14 protein-coding genes are annotated in these 15,717 nt (G+C 74.4%); 5 read left to right on the plus strand and 9 right to left on the minus strand.

Annotated features, from left to right (window positions below; genetic code table 11):
- The first annotated feature begins 106 nt into the window (after positions 1-106).
- Positions 107-2,077, plus strand: coding sequence for a heavy metal translocating P-type ATPase (locus tag ACJ6WD_RS20360; RefSeq protein WP_407616299.1), 1,971 nt, complete (start codon positions 107-109; stop codon positions 2,075-2,077).
- A gap of 64 nt (positions 2,078-2,141) precedes the next feature.
- On the opposite strand, the gene ACJ6WD_RS20365 is transcribed toward ACJ6WD_RS20360, so the two are convergent.
- The 5 genes from ACJ6WD_RS20365 to ACJ6WD_RS20385 form a co-directional block, all read right to left on the minus strand.
- Positions 2,142-3,299: an aromatic ring-hydroxylating dioxygenase subunit alpha gene (locus tag ACJ6WD_RS20365; protein ID WP_233657540.1), complete on the minus strand. Its 1,158-nt coding sequence runs from the start codon at positions 3,297-3,299 to the stop codon at positions 2,142-2,144.
- A gap of 11 nt (positions 3,300-3,310) precedes the next feature.
- Complete coding sequence (solA, locus tag ACJ6WD_RS20370) at positions 3,311-4,498, minus strand: N-methyl-L-tryptophan oxidase (RefSeq protein ID WP_331246342.1); 1,188 nt, start codon at positions 4,496-4,498, stop codon at positions 3,311-3,313.
- Positions 4,499-4,550: 52 nt separating this feature from the next.
- Complete coding sequence (locus tag ACJ6WD_RS20375) at positions 4,551-7,046, minus strand: FAD-dependent oxidoreductase (protein WP_376447416.1); 2,496 nt, start codon at positions 7,044-7,046, stop codon at positions 4,551-4,553.
- Positions 7,043-8,128: an S-(hydroxymethyl)mycothiol dehydrogenase gene (locus ACJ6WD_RS20380; RefSeq protein WP_233657543.1), complete on the minus strand. Its 1,086-nt coding sequence runs from the start codon at positions 8,126-8,128 to the stop codon at positions 7,043-7,045. Before ACJ6WD_RS20380 ends, ACJ6WD_RS20375 begins: the two co-directional genes overlap by 4 nt.
- A gap of 254 nt (positions 8,129-8,382) precedes the next feature.
- Positions 8,383-9,240, minus strand: coding sequence for an IclR family transcriptional regulator (locus ACJ6WD_RS20385; protein WP_016574462.1), 858 nt, complete (start codon positions 9,238-9,240; stop codon positions 8,383-8,385).
- 169 nt (positions 9,241-9,409) lie between these two features.
- Here ACJ6WD_RS20385 and ACJ6WD_RS20390 point away from each other — a divergent pair, with 169 nt between their 5' ends.
- From ACJ6WD_RS20390 to ACJ6WD_RS20400, 3 genes are all read left to right on the plus strand, one after another.
- Entirely contained in the window at positions 9,410-9,730 is a 321-nt protein-coding gene (locus ACJ6WD_RS20390) for a bifunctional 3-phenylpropionate/cinnamic acid dioxygenase ferredoxin subunit (protein WP_407616300.1), read from the plus strand.
- A complete protein-coding gene (locus tag ACJ6WD_RS20395) occupies positions 9,727-10,929 on the plus strand; it encodes an NAD(P)/FAD-dependent oxidoreductase (protein WP_407616301.1) in 1,203 nt (400 codons plus the stop codon). The genes ACJ6WD_RS20390 and ACJ6WD_RS20395 overlap by 4 nt, the downstream gene beginning before the upstream one ends.
- Before the next feature lie 107 nt (positions 10,930-11,036).
- A complete protein-coding gene (locus tag ACJ6WD_RS20400) occupies positions 11,037-11,633 on the plus strand; it encodes an AAA family ATPase (protein ID WP_407616302.1) in 597 nt (198 codons plus the stop codon).
- 141 nt (positions 11,634-11,774) lie between these two features.
- On the opposite strand, the gene ACJ6WD_RS20405 is transcribed toward ACJ6WD_RS20400, so the two are convergent.
- The 3 genes from ACJ6WD_RS20405 to ACJ6WD_RS20415 form a co-directional block, all read right to left on the minus strand.
- Complete coding sequence (locus tag ACJ6WD_RS20405) at positions 11,775-11,951, minus strand: hypothetical protein (RefSeq protein ID WP_016574458.1); 177 nt, start codon at positions 11,949-11,951, stop codon at positions 11,775-11,777.
- A gap of 211 nt (positions 11,952-12,162) precedes the next feature.
- A complete protein-coding gene (locus ACJ6WD_RS20410; RefSeq protein WP_407616303.1) occupies positions 12,163-13,797 on the minus strand; it encodes a peptide-N4-asparagine amidase in 1,635 nt (544 codons plus the stop codon).
- The gene (locus ACJ6WD_RS20415; RefSeq protein WP_407616304.1) at positions 13,794-14,624 is read right to left on the minus strand and encodes a LysR substrate-binding domain-containing protein; all 831 of its coding nucleotides are present in this window, start codon (positions 14,622-14,624) and stop codon (positions 13,794-13,796) included. The genes ACJ6WD_RS20410 and ACJ6WD_RS20415 overlap by 4 nt, the downstream gene beginning before the upstream one ends.
- Between ACJ6WD_RS20415 and ACJ6WD_RS20420 the strand changes: the two genes are divergently transcribed.
- Positions 14,614-15,000: a hypothetical protein gene (locus ACJ6WD_RS20420; protein ID WP_407616305.1), complete on the plus strand. Its 387-nt coding sequence runs from the start codon at positions 14,614-14,616 to the stop codon at positions 14,998-15,000. The two genes, ACJ6WD_RS20415 and ACJ6WD_RS20420, sit on opposite strands and share 11 nt — an antisense overlap.
- 15 nt (positions 15,001-15,015) lie before the next feature.
- On the opposite strand, the gene ACJ6WD_RS20425 is transcribed toward ACJ6WD_RS20420, so the two are convergent.
- On the minus strand, positions 15,016-15,654 hold the full coding sequence (locus ACJ6WD_RS20425; RefSeq protein WP_407616306.1) for a GNAT family N-acetyltransferase: 639 nt from the start codon (positions 15,652-15,654) through the stop codon (positions 15,016-15,018).
- Positions 15,655-15,717: the final 63 nt, after the last annotated feature.

Below are 15,717 nucleotides of genomic sequence, written 5' to 3' on the forward strand. Positions count from 1 at the left end.
GCAGCCATCCTAAGGATCCCATGCACGGGAACGAATGAAGAGCTGTTCATCTATTCCTGTACGGTGAGGGTGCCATCCGCCCCTGCCCGCGAAGGGTCGTTCCGTCATGCCTGTCACCACCACCATGCCGTCGCCACCAGCGGCCACCACCACTTCCCGGGTCGCCCCGCGGCGCACCCGGGTGTGGGCGCTGGCGGAAGCCCGCTGGGCCGCCGCGGCCACCCTCGCCTTCCTGGTGGCGCTGCCGCTCCAGCTCGCCGGCGCGCCCGCCTGGACCTGGGGCCCGCTGTACGCGGTCGCGTACGCGGCGGGCGGCTGGGAACCGGCCCTGGCCGGACTGCGGGCGCTCACCGAGCGGACGCTCGACGTCGACCTGCTGATGATCGTCGCGGCGCTCGGGGCGGCGGCGATCGGCCAGGTGATGGACGGTGCGCTGCTGATCGTCATCTTCGCCACCTCGGGCGCCCTGGAGGCGCTGGCCACGGCCCGCACCCAGGACTCGGTGCGCGGACTGCTCGACCTCGCACCCGCGACGGCGACCCGGCTGACCGGTGACGGCGGCGAGGAGACGGTGCCCACCGCCGCCCTGGTGGTGGGCGACACGGTCCTGGTGCGACCCGGCGAGCGGGTGGGCGCGGACGGCCGGGTGCTGAGCGGGGTCAGCGAGGTCGATCAGGCCACCATCACCGGTGAGCCGCTGCCGGCGGCCAAGGAGCCCGGCGACGAGGTCTTCGCGGGCACCCTCAACGGCCTGGGCGCCCTGCGTGTCCGGGTCGAACGGGACGCCGGGGATTCGGTCCTGGCCCGGATCGTGGCGATGGTCGCGGAGGCGTCGGACACCAAGGCGCCGACCCAGTTGTTCATCGAGAAGGTCGAACAGCGCTACTCGGTGGGCCTGGTGGTCGTGACCCTGGCGGTGTTCGCCGTTCCCCTGCTGCTGGGGGCCGAGCTGGCCGGGGCGCTGCTGCGGGCCATGACGTTCATGATCGTCGCCTCGCCGTGTGCGGTGGTGCTGGCGACCATGCCACCGCTGCTGTCCGCGATCGCCAACGCCGGACGGCACGGCGTGCTCGTCAAGTCGGCCGTGGTGATGGAGCGGATCGGCCAGGTGGACGCGGTCGCCCTGGACAAGACCGGGACGCTCACCGAGGGCACGCCCCGGGTGACCGCGATCCGGCCGCTGCCCGGCGCCGGGCTCTCCGCGGACGCGCTGCTGACCTGCGCGGCCGCCGCCGAGCACCCGAGCGAGCACCCGCTGGCCCGGGCGGTCGTGCGGGCCGCCCGCGACCGCGACGGCGCGCTGCCCGAGGCCGAGGACTTCGCCGCCACGCCCGGTACCGGCGTCCGCGCCCGGGTCGACGGCGCCCTCGTCGAGGTCGGGGCGCCGACCCGGCTGCTGCCCGGCGACGACCCCGACGTCCGTGCCACGGTGGCCGAGTTGGAGGAGTCCGGGCACACCGCGGTGCTGGTGGTGCGGGACGGTGTGCCGGTCGGGGTGCTGGGGATCGCGGACCGGTTGCGGACGGAAGCGGCGGCGACCGTGGGCGCACTGCGGGCGCTGACCGGCCGCACGCCGATGCTGGTGACCGGCGACAACCCGCGGGCCGCCGCCCGGCTCGCCGAGGAGGCCGGGATCGACGACGTCCGGGCCGGGCTGCTGCCGCAGGACAAGGTCGCCGCCGTCCGGGAGCAGGAACGGGCCGGGCGACGGGTGCTGGTGGTGGGCGACGGCGTCAACGACGCCCCGGCACTGGCGGCCGCGCACACCGGTGTCGCGATGGGACGGGCCGGGTCGGATCTGGCGCTGGAGACCGCGGACGCGGTGATCGTGCGCGACGAACTGGCCACCGTGCCGGCGGTGGTGCGGCTCTCCCGGGCGGCGCGGAAGCTGGTCGTGCAGAACCTGGTGATCGCGTCGGTGTTCATCTCGGGACTGGCGGCCTGGGACCTGATCGGTGAACTCCCCCTGCCCCTTGGGGTGTTGGGGCACGAGGGATCGACGGTCATCGTGGGGTTGAACGGGCTGCGGCTGCTGCGCGAGGCGGCGTGGCGGCGGGCCGCCGGCCGGGCCGGTTGAGGCGCGTCGGCCCGACCGTCGGCGGCGCACCGCGCCCCGGCGCGGCAGCCGGTGGCGCGGCGGGTCAGCCGTCCCCGTCCGCCAACCGCGCGGTCAACCAGGCGTGGAACCCGCCGATATGGTGCTCGCTGGGCACCAGGACCCCGCCGTCGCGGTAGGCGCGGGAGGCCATGGCCGGCTGGGTGCGTTCGCAGGCGTCGAAGTCCTGGACGTTGACCCGGTGGAACAGCTCGACGGACTTGGCGACGTCGGCGCCGGCGTCGACCACCTCCGGGAGGTACAGCCAGTCGCACTCGACCAGGGTGCGGTCGGCGGCCAGCGGGAACATCCGGTGCAGGATCACGTGGTCGGGGACGAGGTTGATGAAGACCTGCGGGCGGACGGTCACCGCGTAGTAGCGCCGGTCCTGGCTGTCGTCGATGCCGGGCAGCCGGCCGAAGCCGGCGCTGCCGTCGACGGTGAAGCCCTGCGCCTCCTCGGCGAACTCCGCGCCGTGGCCGACGTAGTACTGCGCGGCGAAGCCGTCCGCGAACTCCGGCAGGACGTCGGTGAGTTCGGGATGGATGGTGGCGCAGTGGTAGCACTCCATGAAGTTCTCGACGATCAGCTTCCAGTTCGCCCGCACGTCGTAGCTGATGCGGCGACCCAGGGCCAGGGTCTCGGTCCGGTAGCGGTCGATGGCCGCGGCGTCGCCCAGCCGCTCCACGGCCGCGCCGATCACGGTGTCCTCGAAGGACGGCGGCTCGTCGGCCAGGCACACCCAGGCATAGCCGAGCCATTCCCGCAGCGGGACGGTGACCAGGCCGCGTTCGGTGCGGTCGACGTCCGGCATCCGCTGGAGGTTGGGGGCCGCCACCAGGCGGCCGTCGAGGTCGTAGGTCCAGGCGTGGTACGGGCACTGGAGGTTGCGGCGGACCTCGCCGGACTCCGCGGTGCACAGCTGGGCGCCGCGGTGCCGGCAGACGTTGAGGAAGGCACGCAGCTCACCGGTGCGGTTGCGGGTAATCAGAACGCTCTCCCGGCCGACCCGGACGGTGCGGAAGGCGCCGGGACGGCCGAGGTCGGCGCTGCGCACGGCGCAGAACCACAGCCGTTCGAAGAGCGCCTGCTGCTCCTGGCGGAAGACGTCCGGGTCGGTGTAGGTGCGGCCGGGGAGGGTGGGGATCAGGCTGGGTGCGGGCGGGGCGGCGGCCGTCGGTCGGGCGGCGGGCGTGGTCGTCATGGCTGCTCTCCTCAGGCGACCGGGGCGGCGGGCCGGCCGGGGGTTTCCCGGGCGGAGCGACGGGACGGGGCGAACAGGTCGATGGGGTGCGCGGTGCTGCCGGTGAGCGCGAGGTCGGCGACGATCTCGCCGACGACCGGCACGAACTTGAAGCCGTGCCCGGAGAAACCGCAGGCGACGGTGGTGGTCTCCGGATGCGCCGGGTGGCGGGCGATCACGAAGTGCTCGTCGGGTGTGTTGGAGTACATGCAGGTGGCGGCCTTCAGGAAGCGGCCGGGCAGGGCGGGGATGCGCGGGGCGAGCTGGTCGGCCATGGCGCGCACCTCGTGCTCGTGCACGGTCCGGTCGATGCCCTCCGGGGTGCAGTCGGTGCCCTTGCGGAAGAAGGCGACCTTGGCGCCGCCGTCGGGGCCGTCGATGGCGGGGAAGCCGTAGACCTGGACGCCCCGGGCGTCCTCCCAGATGTAGATGGGGTGGCGTGCCGGGACGAAGGGGGCGGTGCCGCCGTCGGGCGCGAACCAGTACATGACGTGCCGCTCGATGGTCACCGGCACCCCGAGGTCGGAGAGCAGCCGGGGCGCCCAGGCGCCGGGGCAGATCACCAACTGGCCGGCGGTGTAGGCGTTCTCGCCGGTGTGGACGCGGACGCCGGCGCCGCCGGGCAGCTCCTCCCAACGGGTGGCCGGCTCCTCGAAGTGCAGCTCGGCGCCGTCCCGGACGGCGAGCTGGAGGTGGGCGGCGACGGTGTTCTCGGGACGGACGAATCCGGCGCGCGCCTCGTAGAGCGCGACCTCGTCGGGGGCGGGCGTGAGGGTCGGGAAGCGCCGGCGGAGCTCGGCGGCGTCGAGCAGCTCGTGCGGGAGGTCCCACTGCCGGGCGGAGTCCAGGCTGCCGCGGACGGTGCGGCTGTCGGGGCGGCCGACCATCACGCCGCCGCAGAGGGTGGCGATCCGCCGGCCGGTGTCGCGCTCCAGCTTGTCGTAGAGCTGGTAGCTGCGCAGCAGCAGCGGGACGTAGGCGGGGTCCTCGAAGTACGACTGGCGGGTGATCCGGGAGCCGCCGTGGCTGGAGCCGCGGTGGTGGACCGGGCCGAACTTCTCCAGGCCCAGGACCCGGGCGCCCCGGGCGGCGAGGTGGTGGGCGGCGGCGCTGCCCATCCCGCCGAGGCCGAGGACGATGACGTCGTAGGTGGGAGCCATGCGTGGCGCTCCTTCGTCGTGCGGACGGGTACGGAGGGGCGACCGGCCGCCGCTAGCGGCGCAGGCGGGTCATCTTCGGGTCGAAGAGCGGCTCTTGGGCGACGGTCGCGGCGAGTTTCGCCCCGAAGTACGCGAGGTGGACGGCGGTGCCGGGGACCGCGACGGCGGCCGGCAGCCAGGCGTAGGCGATGCAGCGGCCGAGGGTGTAGCCGTAGGCGGCGGAGGTGACGTAGCCGGCCGGGGAGCCGTCGACGAGGACGGGTTCGTGGCCGAGGACGTTGGCGGCGGGGTCGTCGAGGGTGAGGCAGGCCAGTCGGCGGGCGGCGGTCCCCTCGCTGAGGCCCGTCAGGGCGCTCCGGCCGACGAAGTCGCCCTTCTCGGGGCGGACGGCGAAGGCGAGGCCGGCTTCGTAGGGGTGGTGTTCGGTGGTCATGTCGTGGCCCCAGGCGCGGTATCCCTTCTCCAGGCGGAGGCTGTTGAAGGCGCTGCGGCCGGCGGCGATCGCCCCGTGTTCCCGGCCGGCTTCCCAGAGCGTGTCCCAGAGCCTCAGCCCCAGGTCGGCGGTGGTGTAGAGCTCCCAGCCGAGTTCCCCGACGTAGCTGACGCGCAGGGCGGTGACCGGGACGTGGCCGAGGTGGGTCCGCCGGGCCTTGAAGTAGCCGAAGGCCCCGTGCGAGAAGTCGTCGCGGGTCAGCGGCTGGACGAGGTCCCGGGCGAGCGGGCCCCACACGCCGATGCAGCAGGTGCCGGCGGTGACGTCGCGGACCTGCACGTCGGCGGGTGCGTGCCGGTGCAGCCAGTCGAGGTCGGCGCGGCTGTTGGCGCCGACCTGGAAGTGGTCGGGCGCCAGTCGGGCCACGGTCAGGTCGGAGCGGATGCCGCCGGCCTCGTCGAGGAGCAGGGTGTAGGTCACCGCGCCGGGCTTCTTGGCCAGTTGGTTGGTCGTCATGCGTTGCAGGAAGTCCAGCGCGCCGGGACCGGTGACCTCCAGGCGGCGCAGCGGGGTCATGTCGTAGAGGGCGACCCGTTCGCGGGTGGCGGCGGCCTCCGCGGCGGCGATCGGCGACCAGTGGCGGGCGGACCAGGCGTCCCGTTCGGGCAGGTGGAGTCCTTCGGCGAGCGGGGCGTTGGCCTCGTACCAGTGGGGGCGTTCCCAGCCGCCGGCCTCCAGGAAGTACGCGCCGAGTTCCTGCTGGCGCGGGTAGAAGGGGCTGGTGCGCAGGGGGCGGGGTCGCTCCGCGGGCTGGAGGGGGTGGATGACGTCGTAGACCTCGACGAAGCTCTGGGCGCCGCGCTCCGCGACGTAGGCGGGCGAGCGTTGGGCGTCCTCGAAGCGGGTGAGGTCGCAGGCGTGGACGTCGAGGGTCGGCCGGCCGTCGGTCAGCCACTCGGCGACGGCCTTGGCGACGCCGGCGGAGTGGGTGACCCAGACCGCTTCGGCGAGCCAGAAGCCGCGCAGGGTGCGGGCCTCGCCGAGGAGCGGCAGCCCGTCGGGGGTGAAGGAGAACACCCCGTTGAAGCCGTCGGCCACCCGGGAGGCGGCCAGTGCCGGCAGCAGTCCGACGCTGTCGCGCCAGCTGGGGGCGAAGTCCTCCGGGGTGAACGGCAGCGAGGACGGCATCACCGGGGCGTCGTCGAAGGCGGGGACGGTGAACGGGTCGACGGGCAGGGGCCGGTGGGCGTAGGAGCCGATGCCGAGGCGGCCGCCGGTCGCGTCGAGGTGTTCGCGGAAGTACAGGTCTCGGTCCTGGAAGCGCAGGATCGGCCGGCCGGCCGCGGGGGCCGCTCCGGTGGCGGTCCGGTGCGGGTCGTCGAGGCCGGCGAGCTCGGGCAGCGGTGCGGTCGTGGCGTACTGGTGGGCCAGGGGCAGCAGCGGGACGTCGACGCCGGCGAGGGCGCCGATCACCGGCCCCCAGAAGCCGGCGGCGCAGACCACGTGGTCGGCGGGGAAGACCCCGCGGTCGGTGACGACGCCGGTGACCCGCCCGGCTTCCTGCTCGATCCCGGTGACGGTGTGCCGGCCCAGGAAGCGGGCGCCGTGGCGTTCGGCGCGGGCCATCTGGGCGCGGCAGGCGGGCACCGCGCGGGCCAGGCCGTCGTCGGGCGTGTGGAACCCGCCGAGGACCTTGCCCTCGTCGAGCAGCGGCCAGAGCTTCCTGCACTGCCGGGGGTCGAGGAGTTCGCCGCGCACGCCCCAGGAGGCGGCGAGTCCGGCCTTGCGGTGCAGGTCGGCCCAGCGGGCCTCGGTGGTGGCGATCTCCAGACCGCCGACCGGGTCGAAGCAGGGCAGCCCGTCGTCGTGGAGGGAGCCGAACTTGCGGACGGTGTAGGCGGCGAACTCGGTCATGGTCTTGGACGGGGAGGTCTGGAAGACCAGGCCCGGGGCGTGCGAGGTCGAGCCGCCGGGGGCGGGCAGCGGGCCCTGGTCGAGGACGGTGACCCGGCGCCAGCCGCGGGCGGTGAGTTCGTCGGCGAGCGAGCAGCCGACGACGCCGGCGCCGATGATGACGACCCGGGCGTCGACGGGGTTGCGCAGCGGGCTGGTCACAGGACCACCACCGAGCGCAGCACCTGGCCGTCCCGCATCTTGGCGAAGGCCGCCTCGACGTCGTCCAGGGCGAGGGTTTCGGTGACGAAGCCGCCGAGGTCGAGCCGGCCGCTGAGGTAGTGGTCGATGAGGACCGGGAAGTCGCGGCTGGGGAGGCAGTCGCCGTACCAGGAGGACTTCACGGCGCCGCCGCGCGAGAAGACGTCGATCAGCGGCAGTTCGACCGTCATGCCGGGCTCGGGCACGCCGACCTGGACGAGGGTGCCGGCGAGGTCGCGCATGTAGAAGCCCTGCCGGAAGGTCTCGGGGCGGCCGACGGCGTCGACGACCACGTCCGCGCCGTGGCCGCCGGTGAGTTCCCGGACCGCCTCGACGGGGTCCGTGCGGCGGGAGTTGACGGTGTGGGTGGCGCCGAAGCGGGTGGCGCCGTCCAGTTTGCGTTCGTCGACGTCGACGGCGATGACGCGGCGGGCGCCTGCGATCGAGGCGCCCGCCACGGCCGCGTTGCCGACGCCGCCGCAGCCGATGACGGCGACCGTGTCCCCGCTGCCGACCGCGCCGGTGTGCACGGCCGCGCCGTACCCGGCCATCACCCCGCAGCCGATCAGCCCGGCCGCCTCGGGGCGCGCGGAGGGGTCGACCTTGATGGCCTGTCCGGCGGCGACCAGGGTCTTCTCGGCGAACGCGCCGATGCCGAGGGCGGGGGTGAGCGGGGTGCCGTCGAGGAGGGTCATCGGTCGGGTGGCGTTGCGGGAGTCGAAGCAGTACCAGGGGCGGCCGCGCCGGCAGGACCGGCACTGTCCGCAGGGTGCCCGCCAGGCGAGCACCACGTAGTCACCGGGCAGGAGGTCGGTGACGCCGTCGCCCACGGCCTCGACGATGCCGGCGGCTTCGTGGCCGAGCAGGAAGGGGAAGTCGTCGTTGACGGCGCCTTCGCGGTAGTGCAGGTCGGTGTGGCACACGCCGCAGCTCTGGACGTCGACGAGCACGTCGCCCGGGCCGGGATCCGGCACCAGAATCCGCTGCGGACCGACGGGTGCGCCCTTTTTCGCCGCGACGACGGCATGGACTTCGTGTGGCATGCCCTACCCCTCAGTGTTGCGCATTGCACGACTGGTTGCGCGATGAGAGACATAGTGGAAACCACGCATCGGTAGCGTCAAGAGGTGCGCGCTGGCGGTTTGGAACGGGCCGGTGACACGTGCCGACGGGCCGTGCGCCGGCCGCGCACGCCCCCGCGCACACGGCAGCGGGGCCGGTTGCCGCACCCGACCCCGCTGCGGACGACCACCGGCGAGCGGTCAGCGGACACCCGGCCCGCACCGCCCGCCCCCGGTCAACGGGCGTACCCCATCCGCCGGGAGAGTTCCGCGCCGGCGGCGACGGTGCGTTCGACCACCTCCGGCAGCCGCTCCTCGTCCAGCCGGTACGCGGGCACCGACACGCTGATCGCGCCGATCACCGAGCCGTCGTGCGCCCGCACCGGCGCCGCGACCGCGCGCAGTCCGAGCTCCAGCTCCTCCACGGCCACCGCGAAGCCCCGCTCGACCACCTCGGCCAGCTGGTCGCGCAGCTCCCCCGCGGAGGTCACCGTCCGCTCGGTCAGCCGGGGCAACTTCCGTGCCAGTACCGCCTCGCGGACCGGTGGCGGCTGGTACGCGAGCAGCGCCTTGCCGCTGGAGGTGGCGTGCAGCGGGGTCCGCCGGCCGAGCCAGTTCTGGGCGGTGACCGAGGCCGGGCCGCGGGCCTGCATGATGTTGACCGCGGCGTCGCTCTCCAGGACCGCGATGTTGACCGTCTCCCCCAGTTCGTCGGCGAGCGTCCGGCAGATCGCCGCGCCCTCCTGGGAGATGTCCAACCGGACGGCCGCGGCCCCGGCCAACCGCAACACCCCCGCGCCGAGGTAGTACTTGCCGCGCTCCTGTTCCTGGGCGACCAGGCCGCGGTTCTCCAGCACGCCCAGCAGCCGGAACGCGGTCGACTTGTGCACGCCCAACTCCTCGGCGATCTCGGTCACCCCGGCCTCGCCGAGTCTGGCCAGGATCTCCAGCACGGTCACCGCCCGGTCCACCGACTGCACCGCGCTCGCCGCGCCCCGGGGCGGTTTTCCCGCCACCGTCCGGTGCGCCGTGCGGCCCGTCCTGCCTGCCGGCTGCTTCTCCGCCCGCGCCTCCGCCTTGGCCGTTTTCGTCATAGGTCCGTGTCACCACCCAGCTCGCTGCCACCAGCCAGCCGGCCCGATCGGGTCGGCTTTGACGGAGACCGCTTGACGCGCCGGTCCCCCGTCGGGATTCTGTTGCGCATAACGCTCTGTCGTGCGGATTACGAAACTCGATAGTCCCGAACAGTAACAGGGGGGCCCAGTGGTACCCGTCTGCCACCTCGCTGATCTGCCCGCCGGCGAGTCCGTTCGCCTCGACACCGCACCTCCGATCGCGGTCTTCAACGCCGACGGAGAGCTGTACGCCATCGACGACACCTGCACCCACCAGGACGCCTCGCTCGCGGACGGCTGGCTGGAGGGACGTCTGGTCGAATGCCCGCTGCACGCCGCTTCATTCGATCTCCGCACCGGGGCGGCGACCTGCCTGCCGGCCCGTCGCCCGGTCCGCACCCACCCCGTGACGGTGGCGGACGGCGTGGTCTACGTCCACCTCACCGCCGAGGAAGGGACCGCCGCATGAAGTCGGTCACCGTCATCGGAGCGTCACTGGCCGGGCTCCACGCCGCGCGGGCGCTGCGCGCGCAGGGCTACGACGGGCGCCTGACGCTCGTCGGGGCGGAACCGCACCGCCCCTACGACCGCCCGCCGCTGTCCAAGGAGTTCCTCACCGCGCCGGCCGCCGCGGACGGCGCCGAGGACCCGTCCGCGGCGACCCGGCTCGACCTCACCGACGCCGAGGAGGTCGCCGCACTCGACGCGGACTGGCTGCTGGGGACCGGGGCCACCGCCCTGGACCCCCGGCACCGCGCCCTCCACCTCACCACCGGCCGCACCCTCACCACCGACGGCATCGTGCTGGCCACCGGCGCGGCCCCGCGCCGCCTGCCCGGTCCCGCGCCGGCCGGCTCGCACGCCCTGCGCACCCTCGACGACGCCCGCGCGCTGCGCGCCGACCTGACCCGCGGCGGCCAGGCCCGGGTCGTGGTCATCGGCGGCGGGTTCATCGGCGCCGAGGTCGCCGCGTCGTGCGCCGCGCTCGGCCACCACGTCACCGTCGTCGAGGCCGCACCGCTCCCCCTCGTTCCCCAACTCGGTCACGCCATGGCCGCGTTGTGCGCCCGACTGCACGGCGACCACGGGGTCGCACTGCTCACCGGCACCGGCGTCCGGAACCTGCGCAGGGCGGGCGCCGACGACCGGGTCACCGCCGTGGAACTCGCCGACGGCCGGCTGCTCCCCGCCGACGTCGTCGTCACCGGCATCGGCGTCCGCCCTGCCACCGCCTGGCTCGAAGGCTCCGGCCTCCCGCTCGGCGACGGGGTGCGCTGCGACGCCGGCTGCGTCACGCCGATCCCCACCATCGTGGCCGCCGGCGACGTCGCGCACGTGGCCGGCGCCCGCGCCGAACACTGGACCAGCGCCACCGAACAGGCCGCCACCGCCGTGCACAACCTGCTCGCCGGCCGAACCGCCCGCACCCACCGGGCACTTCCCTACTTCTGGTCCGACCAGTACGGCGTCCGCATCCAGTTCGCCGGCCACCGGGCGCCCGGCGACGTGCCGCGCATCGTCGAGGGCTCCCCGGACGACCGCAGCTTCCTCGCCCGCTACGAACGCGACGGACGCACCACCGCCGTCCTCGCCCTCAACCGTGCGCGCCCCTTCCTGCGCCTGCGCCGCGAACTCGCCCGCGCCGCCGAACCGGCGCGCACCGGCTGACCGGCCCGCGCCCGCCACGCCCGGACGCGGCGGGAGGCGTGCCGAGGCCACGGCGCTGCGGCGAAATTGAGGGGTGGCGAGGGACGTTGGCGGGCATGATCGGCGCCATGACCGCCAACGTCCCCGACACCGCCTCCGGGCGGGTCACCCCACGAGGTCCCTGGCTGGCACCCGGCATCGTGGTGATCACCGGTATCCAGGCCGCCGGCAAGTCCACCGTGGCGCAGGCACTCGCCGAGCGCCTGCCGCGAGCGGTGCACCTGCGCGGCGACGGCTTCCGCCGGAACATCGTCCGGGGCCAGGTCGGCATGACCCCGGACGCCGGGCCGGAGGCACTCGCCCAACTCCGCCTGCGGCACCGGCTGACGGCCACCTGCGCCGACGCGTACGCCCGGGCCGGGTTCACCGTGATCGTGCAGGACATCCTCCTGGGCGAGCACCTCGCCCAGCTGGCCGACGACATCGTGACCCGCCCGCTGGCCGTCGTCGCGCTGCTGCCCGACCCGGAGGCGGTCGCCGCACGGGAGGCCGGCCGCCCCAAGACCGCGTACGGGCCGGACTGGAGCGTGCGGGACCTGGACGTGCTGCTGCGGTCCGAGACGCCCCGGGACCTCGGGCTGTGGCTGGACACCTCGCGGCAGACCGTCGACGAGACGGTGGACGCCCTCCTGGAGCGGGCCTGGCCCGAAGGGGCGGTGGCCTGACGGACGCCGGTGATGGACGGGCCGGGCGGCACCCCATGCCCCCGAATGTGCGTCAGCAATCTCAGGGGCGGGCCGGCTCCCGCCGGCCCGGCAGTGGCCGTGGACGGCCCGGGGGCGACGCCGTCCACGGCCACCGGTCCGTCAGCGCAGGGCCATCACGTTGGTGGCCTTCGCGCCGTGCACGTCGAAGATGACCTGCTTGCCGACGTCGGTGGTCTGGGTCTCCATCCCCGAGAACGGGAGCCGTTCTCCGCGCTCGTCGGCGATGATGCCCACACAGTCGCTCTTGTTGAACAGCACGATGGTTCCCTGCGGCATCGTTTCCTCCGTGGACGGACAGATCTCGGCGGCGGGCCTCTCCCGCCGACTGCGGTGCGTAGGAAACCTATTACGGAACGTGCGCCAGGAGGGAAGGGGATGGCGGCCCTCCGGCCACGCGCGACCCAACTTGACCGAAAGTCAGCCCCTTGGGGATTCACTTTCGCGACCAAGCAAACATCATGAGCCACGCCCGTCCCACCGCCACCGGTCAGCAGGCGTACCGGTCCTCGGTCAACTCCCCCTGCGCCGTGGCCAACAGATGGTCGTAGCAGGACCCCGGAGCCCGCAGGCGGTAGCGCTCGCGCGAGACACCGGTGGCGTGCCGCTGCTCGCGGGGAACGTTCTGGCGGTACGCGGCGTCGCCGGTGTAGGTGTCGTCCCGCCGCACCCAGTCGGTGCGCCGGGCGCCGCGCAGGGTGGCGCGGTGGTCGTGATCGCCCATGGTCATGGTGGTGCGCAGGCGGTCCGCGGCGTCCACGGTCGTCGCGCCGTCCATGGTGTAGGTGCGCTCGGCGCGGTGGGTCGTCGCCGGCCCGCGGCCGCGTACGGTGACCGTCTCCGCGTCCTGCCACCGCGCCCGGAGCGCGTCCGTCGTCTCGTCGGCGGTCCAGCGGTGCGTGGAGGCGGCGGCGAGCCGGCGGGTGACCGTCGTGGTGACCCGGCCGTGCGAGGTGTCGAGGTAGCCCGCGACGGTGAGCGCGTGCCCGCCCCGGGCGGTCAACCGGCGCTCGGTGCCCGGCTCGTACCGGGTCTCGTCGACCGGCGCGTCCGCCCGGTCCGTGACGAGCGCGCCGGTCACCCGCGCCGCGCCGGCGTCCCGCCAGACCAGGATGTTGGTGGGGGTGCTCCAGCCGTCCTGCCCGGCGGGCAGACCGGTGACCGACACGGCGACGCGGTGCGGCCGCCCGTCGTTCAGCAGGCCGGCGAACGGGGTGAGGTCGTACTCCAACGGCCGGACGTCGAAGGCCCGCGGGCCGGGTATCACGTACCACAGGAAGGGGTTGGACCAGCCGCCCGTCCACACGGTCGGGAAGGGCGCCGCGATGCCGGCGGGCCGGCCGTCGATCCGCACCTGCACCTCGCGGTACGGGCCGTTCCCGGCCCGGCACGAGTAGGGCACCGCGTCCGGCACCGTCAAGTACCAGAACTCCTCGCAACCGCCGCCCGATCCGGTGGCGTACACCTCGGCGACGATGCGTTCGCTGTTGCGCGGCGTGGTCAGGCTCCCCTGGTACGCGCCGTCCTGGGTGTGGGCGTCCTGGAGGGTGAGGACCTCGTCGGGGGTGGCGGCCGCCTTCGCCCGGCCCTGCGCCGCGTAGAAGGTCAGCGTCACCCTGACCTTGATCACGCCGGTGTAGGTGCCGTCCACGGCGTTGCCGATCAGCATCTCGACGGGCTGCTCGGTGCGCAGCACGGAGGCGTACCGGGTGACGTCCTTCTCCACGTGCCAGGTGATGCCCTGGGGCGAGGGCTCCGGCGTGGAGGTGCGCAGGACCTCCACCCCGCCGATGTGCAGGTAGCCCAGGCGGTCGAACTGCCGCCCCGCCACGGCCCCTTCGAGCCGCAGGACGACCTTGCTCCAGCGGTGGCCGCACGGGTCGGCGGTCCCGCGCCCCCCGGGTGGCGTGTAGGTGCCCTTGTAGGGCGTGTAGTCGCGGAAGGCGGTGTCGGCGACCGTGACGCGGCAGGAGGGCGTGTCCGGCACCGGCACGGGCGGCCCCGCGGTGATCGGATCGTGCCAGTCGTTGCCGAACTCGGCGGGCGGCGCTGCGGCCACGGCCGGGACCACGCCCAGCGCCAGACCGAGGACAGCGGCGCACAATGCGAGAAGCGCTCGTCTCATGGCTCAGGAGTGAAGCGCCTCGCGCGCCCGCGCACCAGTGCCCCGTTGGCCTGATCGCTACGGGGCGCCGCAGTGCTCCCGCACCAGGCGGCCGAAGGCCCGGCCGGCGGTGCTCTCGTACGCGGCCGCGCGACGGAGCAGGACGGCGGTGCGCGCGGGCAGCGCGGGGCGAGCGGCACGGTGCACAGCTCCGGATGCTCCCGGGTGACGCGATCCGGCAGCACGGTGACCAAAGTGATGCGCCGGACGACGTCGATGAGCGCGGTGAGGGAGTTGGTCTCCAGCGCGTGGGGCGGGTGGATGCCGTGTCCGGCGAGGTGCTCGTCGATCTGGGCGCGGGTGGTGAAACCGCCGGTGAAGAGGGCGAGTTCGTACGGGCGGAGGTCCCGCATGCCGACCGTATCCGTCCGGCCGGCCAACGGGTGGCCGGTGCCGACGACGATCCCGAGCCGCTCGACGAAGAGCGTTTCGCCGGTGATCCCGGGCAGTTGGTCGCCCCGGAACGCCAGGCCCAGGTCCAGTTCGTCGGCGAGCAGTTGGGTCTCGACGGCGTCCTGGGTCGTCTCCCGGACGTCCAGGGTGGCGCCCGGCCAGCGGGCCCGGAAGCGCCGGACCCACGGCCCGATCAGGTACGTGCCGAACGTCGGGGTGTGGGCGAGGCGGAGGCTGCCGTGCGAGAGGTCCTGGACGTCGAGCACGGCGCGGGTGGCGGCGTCCAGTTCCGTCAGGGCGGTGCGGGCGTGGCGCAGGAAGACGGCGCCGGCGTCGGTCGGCCGGACGGTCCGCCCGGACCGGTCGAGGAGCTGCGCGCCGACGGTGCGCTCCAACTGTCCGATCTGCTGCGAGAGGGCCGGCTGGGAGAGGTGCCGCGCCTCCGCCCTCTTCGGCATCGGCTTCGGCCTGATCAACGCCCCGATCACGCACACCGAGATCTCCGGCGTGCCCCGCGAACAGGTCGGCGTCGCCTCGGCGCTCACCGCCACCAGCCGGCAGGTCGGCAACGCGCTGGGCGTCGCGGCCATCGGCGCCGTCCTCGCGGCGGACGCCCCCGCCGGCGGCACGGCGGCCTTCCTGCGCGTCGCCCGCCCCGCCTGGTGGATCATCACCGCGTGCGGGGCCGGCGTCCTGGTCCTCGCCTGGCTCCTGGTCCGCCCGCCGGGCGGTGCGGCACGGCAGGACCGCCCCGGAGCGTCCACCGCCTGACGCGGCGGCGCCCGCCTACCCGAAGAACTCCCGGCACGCGTCGAGGTCGTGCACCTCGACCGGAACCGTGCGGTGCGCTTCCCAGGAGGCCCGGTCCAGGCGCAGCCGTTGCAGCGTGCGGACGGCGCCCCGCACGGCCGCCGTGCTCACCCCGTCCGGCGCGTAGCCGAGCTTCTCCGACACGCGGAGCGAGGCCGGGTTGTCGGTCATCGCGGCGGAGGTCACGGCCCGCGCGCCGAGGCCGGCGAAGGCGAGGTGCAACGCGGCCGCCCGCATCTCCGTGCCGATGCCGCGGCCCTGGTGAGCCAGGCCGAGCCACGAACCCGTCTCGGCCTCGCGGGTCACGGCGAAGTCGGTGGCGGAGACGTCCTGCCGGCCGACCACCCGGCCGTCGCAGCGCACGGCCAGACTGAGCGTCCACTCCTCGGGGCGCCAGTTCGCGACGGTGCCGAGCACGTGCTGGAACGTCGCCCGCCCGCGCTCCTGGGGGGTGCCGTCGGTCCACGGCACCGTGAAGGGGCTCCGGCCGGCGTCGTGCACTCCCGCGGCAGCGACCGCGGCGAGCTCGTCCAACGACGCCAGATCGGGCAGCCGCAGTTCGAGGCGCGGCGTGGTGATCCGCAGGCGGTACGGGGGCCAGGCATGCAGGTCCATGACGGGAGCCTGCCAAGTTGGCGGGCGGAGGTCCAGCGAATTCGGGCGACCCCCGTGAGCCGC

Source organism: Streptomyces sp. VTCC 41912 (genome assembly GCF_045799175.1).
Lineage (GTDB): Bacteria > Actinomycetota > Actinomycetes > Streptomycetales > Streptomycetaceae > Streptomyces > Streptomyces albulus_C.

Coding starts and splice junctions, on each gene's coding strand:
- ACJ6WD_RS20395 (WP_407616301.1), top strand. CDS start 9,727: ATGAAGTCGGTCACCGTCATCGGAGCGTCACTGGCCGGGCTCCACGCC.
- ACJ6WD_RS20360 (WP_407616299.1), top strand. CDS start 107: ATGCCTGTCACCACCACCATGCCGTCGCCACCAGCGGCCACCACCACT.
- solA (WP_331246342.1), bottom strand. CDS start 4,498: ATGGCTCCCACCTACGACGTCATCGTCCTCGGCCTCGGCGGGATGGGC.
- ACJ6WD_RS20405 (WP_016574458.1), bottom strand. CDS start 11,951: ATGCCGCAGGGAACCATCGTGCTGTTCAACAAGAGCGACTGTGTGGGC.
- ACJ6WD_RS20425 (WP_407616306.1), bottom strand. CDS start 15,654: ATGGACCTGCATGCCTGGCCCCCGTACCGCCTGCGGATCACCACGCCG.
- ACJ6WD_RS20380 (WP_233657543.1), bottom strand. CDS start 8,128: ATGCCACACGAAGTCCATGCCGTCGTCGCGGCGAAAAAGGGCGCACCC.
- ACJ6WD_RS20400 (WP_407616302.1), top strand. CDS start 11,037: ATGACCGCCAACGTCCCCGACACCGCCTCCGGGCGGGTCACCCCACGA.
- ACJ6WD_RS20365 (WP_233657540.1), bottom strand. CDS start 3,299: ATGACGACCACGCCCGCCGCCCGACCGACGGCCGCCGCCCCGCCCGCA.
- ACJ6WD_RS20385 (WP_016574462.1), bottom strand. CDS start 9,240: ATGACGAAAACGGCCAAGGCGGAGGCGCGGGCGGAGAAGCAGCCGGCA.
- ACJ6WD_RS20410 (WP_407616303.1), bottom strand. CDS start 13,797: ATGAGACGAGCGCTTCTCGCATTGTGCGCCGCTGTCCTCGGTCTGGCG.